This is a genomic window from Burkholderia sp. KCJ3K979, assembly GCF_016759955.1.
GTDB classification, from domain to species: domain Bacteria; phylum Pseudomonadota; class Gammaproteobacteria; order Burkholderiales; family Burkholderiaceae; genus Burkholderia; species Burkholderia orbicola.
Genome location: NZ_JACFYV010000311.1, coordinates 1 through 6058 on the forward strand (window position 1 = coordinate 1; position 6058 = coordinate 6058).

The window sequence follows — 6058 nt, forward strand, 5'->3', positions numbered from 1 at the left end:
CCCGCCGCAGGCATCGGCAGTTCAACAGGCCATTTCCGCTCCGAACCTCGCCATTGCTCATGCAAGCTCAGATGTAGGCTTGTTCTCGCTTGCACTCGTGGAAACAATGGTAGCGAAGCTCTTGGGCAGAATATGTTCATTGGAAAAGAACGAGGGAACGCTAGCTGCACTCGCATCCACTAAAGCCTTCACGGCGGCGTCGTCTGGCGCCCTTGTAGCGAGGATGATGTCCATCGTCTGCCCTGGGTCGGCCACCTCACGCTTTAACTTCCGCCACTCTTCATGAAAAATCGCCTTCGCGTAACCTTGAGCAAACTGTAGTTGATGCTCTATGTCCGCGTATTGCTCTTGATTGCCATAAACCTGACGAGCCGCATTGATGGCGACGTCACCCAACAGGCTGCGAACCTTGGAAAGAGACGTAATCAGCCCCTTGTGTGCCAGCTCGTTGTGATTCACGCGTAGCAGAATTCGCGTCAGGAGCTGATAGTGGTGGCTGTTGCGGTCTGCGATAGAAGTTTGAAATTGCATCATTTCGTCGTCAAACTCGTCGAGAGCGTCTTGAGTCTGTGGCGGAAACCTGTCCCATCTGCTGCCGAGTCTGGAAAAAGTGCGTTTATATGCTTCAGTTAGTTCCAAGCTTAGTGCCATGTATTGCGACACGTCATCACGAAGATCGTCGATCCACTTTTGACGCTTTTCAGCGATGAACGTGGCTGCAGTACGTGCTGTGGTCGTTTTCTGAACGTTGAGCGTGGCGGTTGCTTGCTTTGCTTGATTGGCGGCTTGCTCGATTACCAAGCCGCGATTACGACTTGCGAACCAGATGGTCGCGCCGATACTGACAATGGTCGTGATGCTCGAGGCGATTGCTGCCCAACCCGCCGTATGGATGCTCATGGTTTTCGCTTTTCTCCTCCGACCTGTTTCAGCTCAAGCAGCATGTCGTCGTTGGTCAATGACAGGTCCACCAACGCATCGAGGTGGTATGGTGACCTCGAGCTCGCTGGCAGAGCAACGGCCTCGAGCTTGCCTGAGCGTGCCGCTGCGACGATCGGCACCACCAGTGTCGTGTGTTCGCGCGGATCGGGCCGGTCGCACTAGCTCTGTTCAACTAGGCCGAACAATCGAGGGCAGAGTGGCACTAGCAATGCAGGTCGCTTCGTCTTCTTCGGGGCGGCAAGGGACTTTCCATGGCGTACCGCTCGGTCTCAGGTCAGCCTGATACACGTACCGGATGTTGTCGTTCCCCGTAGCGGCAATGATACCGGATGAGATTGCAATGGTGATTGGGTTAGCCAGTGTGCCTGATCTCCCTCCAAGTGATTACTGCGTAAGGCGCCCGATCGGGGTGAACCGCCAGCAAGGACGGAACCGGCGCCAGCAATGCAATTCCGCAGCTTGCCGACAAGCGCCTTGTTCGATGGGTTGAACATGCCTATGTCACTTTCGGCCGGGGTCTGGCGATGCATGTACTGACTGTATGTTGATCCGCAATATAACGAAATACCTGACTCGTCGGCGCAATTACGATTGACAGACAGTCTTTCGCTCATACCGGTTGCAATACGCCGGTGCGACAGGCATCGCAAGAGTCAGGCATGACTCGATGCCAGGGCTATCATGATGGCTTACCGCAGTTGTGCCATTAGAATGATGTCGAATAAGGATGGCTGATCCACCGGATGCCGGACGGCCATTTCAGTATCTCGATAAACAGCTACCACCCGTCGATCATGAACAGCGAACTGAAGAGATCTTTTGTCGAGAGGTTGATGAATGCAATTTCCCATGTCGGTCCACGATTCGAGGCGTTCGGTCAACGCTTCATGGACTTCGTTGTCAAGGAAAAGCTTGTACATCGTGGTCTTAACGAAGACGGTCATCCCGTCGGATATACCGTCGATTCGTTTTCGGACACAGGCAAGACTGTCGCCGAATACTCGGCGACAAAGGACTACTTCAGCGGACGTCTCGATAAGCCGGTTAACGATCTGCTTCACGCGGTTCGATTGCATGGTGGTGTGGAGGATATTTATCTCGTCGCCTCTGCTTCTGCGTCGACTTCGGACATCCGGGAGTTCAAGAATAGGGTAGCTGATTGGCCCGGCTTCGCATATCGGACCATTCACGTTTACGACCAGAGACGAATCGCCGAAGAAATCGCTGACGAGATGCTGGCTAACGATCTGGCGATTGATGAGCTTGCAGAGTTTCTTCCCGAGCTAAAACGCATTTGCGCGGAGCATTCGGCCAACATGCTTGCGCCAACGCAGGATCCTAGGTATTTGGCACGCGCCGACGTGGATACTGCAATCTCCGACTGGTTAGAGACTCACAAGTGCCTGGTAATAAGCGGTATAGGCGGAAGCGGGAAATCGGAAGCTGCAGCTGCATATGCATCCAGAAGCAGGAAGCAGTTTGAAATCGTTATCTGGCTGCAGGGATCGGAGGTGCAAGATGTCTCCGGGTTGCGGGCGGCGAGGCTGGGCCGGAGGGGAGATCAATACAACGTAGCCGGACTGCTATCGACCCGCAAAAGCCTAGTAGTTATCGACGATGCGGAGGCGGTATTTGATATCGCCGAGCTTGAAGCGATTTGCAGTGAGGAATCTCGCGTAATCATCACGCAGCGCTCCAGTGCGGGTGCTTCCCTCTCGCTTCCGCTGATGCGTGCAGATCTGGCGCGTGAGGTGCTGGAACGGGATCTGCCATCTGTTTCCCCGGCTGCGGTATGGGAGCGTGTCTGGAAGACGGTTGGCGGACATCCGCTGACACTCGCACTCATGAATGCAGCAGTAAGAGGTGGGGCGACGTGGGAGGATATCGGGTCCGATTGCGCCTTCGTGGGTGAACTGGAAGACGACCAGATGCAGAGGCTCGCGGATCGTCTTCTTGGAAGGTTACGAACTAGTCTTCGGCGAGAGCTTGGCATATTCGTCTGGCTCGACTCGACGGTTGCCGACCGCGGATTCCTAAAATCGGTAATCGGACCGGTTGGGGTACGAAAACTGGAGGCGCATTCGCTCACTACCGCGGATCGAGCGCTGGCTGTTCGGATCCATGACATTGTCTTGGCGTCGATGCGACAGGAGAAGTGGTTCGACGAAGAAGAGCTGAGCAGGCTGAATGACGAACTCGAGCGCTATCTCGTCGGCGAATTTGAGTCTTCCGGCGTGACCCTTCGGGCGGCCGGAATCGCGTTGAATCCTAAGCTCAAGGCACTATGCACTGCAGGTGATAAGCGCCCCGTTTATCTGTACGCGCTCCTGCAGGTATGGAACGAAACTGATCTGGATCGGGCATTGCTGGGTGATCCAGCGCAGACGGTGCAGGCTCTCGAACAGGGTAAGATTCCGGTGTCGGCGGTCGCCATTGCTGTTGTACTCGAAGCAATCGAATGCATGTACCGTTCAGATAAGGCGCATCGTGGTTTGGAGAATGCACGTGCCACCCTTCGTGCGCGACTTCCTTTATTCGAACGTTTGCAACAGCTTCAGGGCGTTCCTCCGCGCCAGAAAATTGAAATAATTCACCATCACGCAAAGGCTCTGGTCGTGCTCGAAAAGCTGGATGAGGCGAGGCTCCTGTTCGAACAGGTATTGGCAAGTGCGTTTCCGCTGTACGAGTCACGTCTCCAACTTGTCAGGATTTTTTCAAGGCAGAAACGTCATCGCGAAGCGGTTGAGCAGGCCGAAATTATTTTGAAAGCTGCGCAGCAACAAGGCGAAGTGTCATATTCAGTGACTCTTGCTGCTCTTGAGGCTGTGCCGTCAGGCGATGAGCGCGAGCGTCTTATCAAGGCATATGCGGACACGGTGGAGCGGGAACTGCTCCTCGCCGCCGATGCGGGACTGGAACAGGTTCTCCAGGTCGCGTCGGCGGTTGGCCGGAGCTGGAGCTGGAATGACCCAGAGAGGTTCAAGAGGGTATGGAGAAAGCTGCCCAGCAGTCAGCTTGTTCTGGACAGAAGTAAATTCATCCAGGCTGAACTGCATCAACTTGCCGCTAGAGTCATGCCTGACGAGGTACGCCAATTGACCGAAAACGCGCTGCGGCTGTTTGACGAGATGACGGAGCGCGACGATTTTCAGTCACAGAAGTATGGACAATGTCTAGTAGAAGCAGGCCAGCCGGGGAAAGCAATAGGGGTACTAGATACGATCGAGAACAAGGGGCCCTTCGTGTCTTATTGGATGTCGAAGGCCTGCCTTGATGGTGGCGATATCGCTCGCGCCCGGACGGAAATTGACCTCGCACTGGAGAAGCTGCACGCGGAAAAGGAGCGATTCCAGAATACCTATTTTTCAGCGTTCCTCGCCCAGCGTTTCGAGGTTCGAGTGCGTCAAGGCGATCTGTCCGCGCGTGACGACATTCTCGCCGCGATAGAGAAAACATCTGACGGGAAATATCGGGCGACATTGGAAAGGCGTCTTTCCCAATATGATCAAGGACACCATGACTGCCACGGGTCGGTCTGATCGAAGGTGGATCGGCAGTTTGGTTTCCTCAAGCTTCCCCCGGATCGCGATGGAATGTGGCTGACGGTACCGGTGCCGGTATCTCCAGAGAATCGCGTTCGGAGGGAGGCAATTTCCAAGTCTGCCGACGAATGCGCATATTGAATTCTCCGGGTTGGTCTGTTTGAACCCGACAACTACCGGTTAATTTTCTCGGTACCTCTGGCGGTATCGTGGTTATCTGGTCGGCCGCAAAGCCCGTCGGCACAAGGACTCCAATCGCCGATTGACAATCGAGTGGGAGTGAGTATGCCGGCTGAATCGGCGTTCGATTCCGCTCGTGTCGTCGCGCATCGGTCGATGTCGCGATAGTTCGCAAGCGGATTGCCGGTTCGGTGGCGTGCTGCCCCGGCTCACGCGGGACAAGAAGCGGCCTGGCAATTGCCAGGCCGTTTTGCGTTAACGCGTGCGGTTGGTCAGGCAGCGCCGTATTGTCGTCCCTGGACGGGATGCGTCACGCATGCCCCCGCCCGAGCGACCGCAAATACATCGGCACTTTCGCCTTGGTCGTCACCTGAACCCGCGACATCAACGCGTGATCGATCCGATCCAGCCCGTAAGTCCGCGAAATATCCTGCTGCAACCGGCACCACAGATGGCCGGCCATCTCCGCATCGACCATCGCGCGGTGCGCACGACCCGTTTGCGGCAGCCGCAGCATCTCGGCGAGGCTCGACAGGCGGTGACTCCGCGCGTCCGGGTAGATTCGTCTCGCCACCAGCATCGTGCACGCAAACGCATGGTCGGCCGACATGCCGAGCATCCCGAGTTCCGACTGCCAGAAGCGTTTGTCGAAACCGGCGTTGTGGGCGACGACCGCATGTTTTCCGACGAACGCCACCGCTTCCTTCATGACTTCGGACACAGGCGGCGCCGTCGCGATCATGTCGTTCGTGATGCCGGTGAGCGCAACGACATCGGACGGGATGCGTCGGCCGGCATTCATCAAGCTCTGGAAACGGTCGACGACCTGCCCGTCGCGCAGCAGGATGACGGCAATTTCGGTTGCACGGTCGCCCAGATTCGGCGACAGGCCGGTTGTTTCGAAGTCCAGTACCGCGACGGTTTGCATGGTTGAATTCGGGGGCGTCATCAGAGGGTGTCGAGTTTGGCCGAGAGGGTAGCATCTTCAGGCGTGTGAACGGCGGATTCGTCTAGCGGTGAGCGGCGAGCGAGCAGGCTACCGATTGACGATAATGAAATTTCGCTCCACGCCAGTCGGACATGCTGCCGTGACTCAACTGACGCTACCCGGATTCGATGCGCCGCCGCCGGTTCCCGTGCACCGCTTCTTTTTCGCCGTGATGCCGGATACGGCCACGGCCGCGCGCATTGCCGGTGTCGCCAAAAGCTTGCAGCAGGAGAAGGACAGCCCGGTGGACACCGAGCGTCTGCACATCACGCTGGGCTCGCTAGGTGTGAAGCTTCAATAGGTTGTATCGATGGTTCATCCGGACTGAGTCTGGGAGACTGGAAGTCGCCAAACACCCAACCTTCCAGGAACCCAGCCGGATGAACACCCATAAGAATGCCCGACT

4 protein-coding genes are annotated in these 6058 nt (G+C 56.4%); 2 read left to right on the forward strand and 2 right to left on the reverse strand.

The annotated features are described in order from the left end of the window. Nucleotides 1–57: 57 nt before the first annotated feature. Entirely contained in the window at nt 58–900 is an 843-nt protein-coding gene (locus H3O04_RS33350) for a hypothetical protein (protein ID WP_202589312.1), read from the reverse strand. Between the two features lie 836 nt (nt 901–1736). On the opposite strand from H3O04_RS33350, the gene H3O04_RS33355 reads away from it, so the two are divergent. After that, the gene (locus H3O04_RS33355; protein WP_202589313.1) at nt 1737–4481 is read left to right on the forward strand and encodes a hypothetical protein; all 2745 of its coding nucleotides are present in this window, start codon (nt 1737–1739) and stop codon (nt 4479–4481) included. Between the two features lie 493 nt (nt 4482–4974). On the opposite strand, the gene H3O04_RS33360 is transcribed toward H3O04_RS33355, so the two are convergent. Next, on the reverse strand, nt 4975–5592 hold the full coding sequence (locus H3O04_RS33360) for a 3'-5' exonuclease (protein WP_202589314.1): 618 nt from the start codon (nt 5590–5592) through the stop codon (nt 4975–4977). Nucleotides 5593–5752: 160 nt separating this feature from the next. Here H3O04_RS33360 and H3O04_RS33365 point away from each other — a divergent pair, with 160 nt between their 5' ends. Further along, on the forward strand, nt 5753–5953 hold the full coding sequence (locus tag H3O04_RS33365) for a hypothetical protein (protein ID WP_237666522.1): 201 nt from the start codon (nt 5753–5755) through the stop codon (nt 5951–5953). Nucleotides 5954–6058 lie beyond the last annotated feature (105 nt).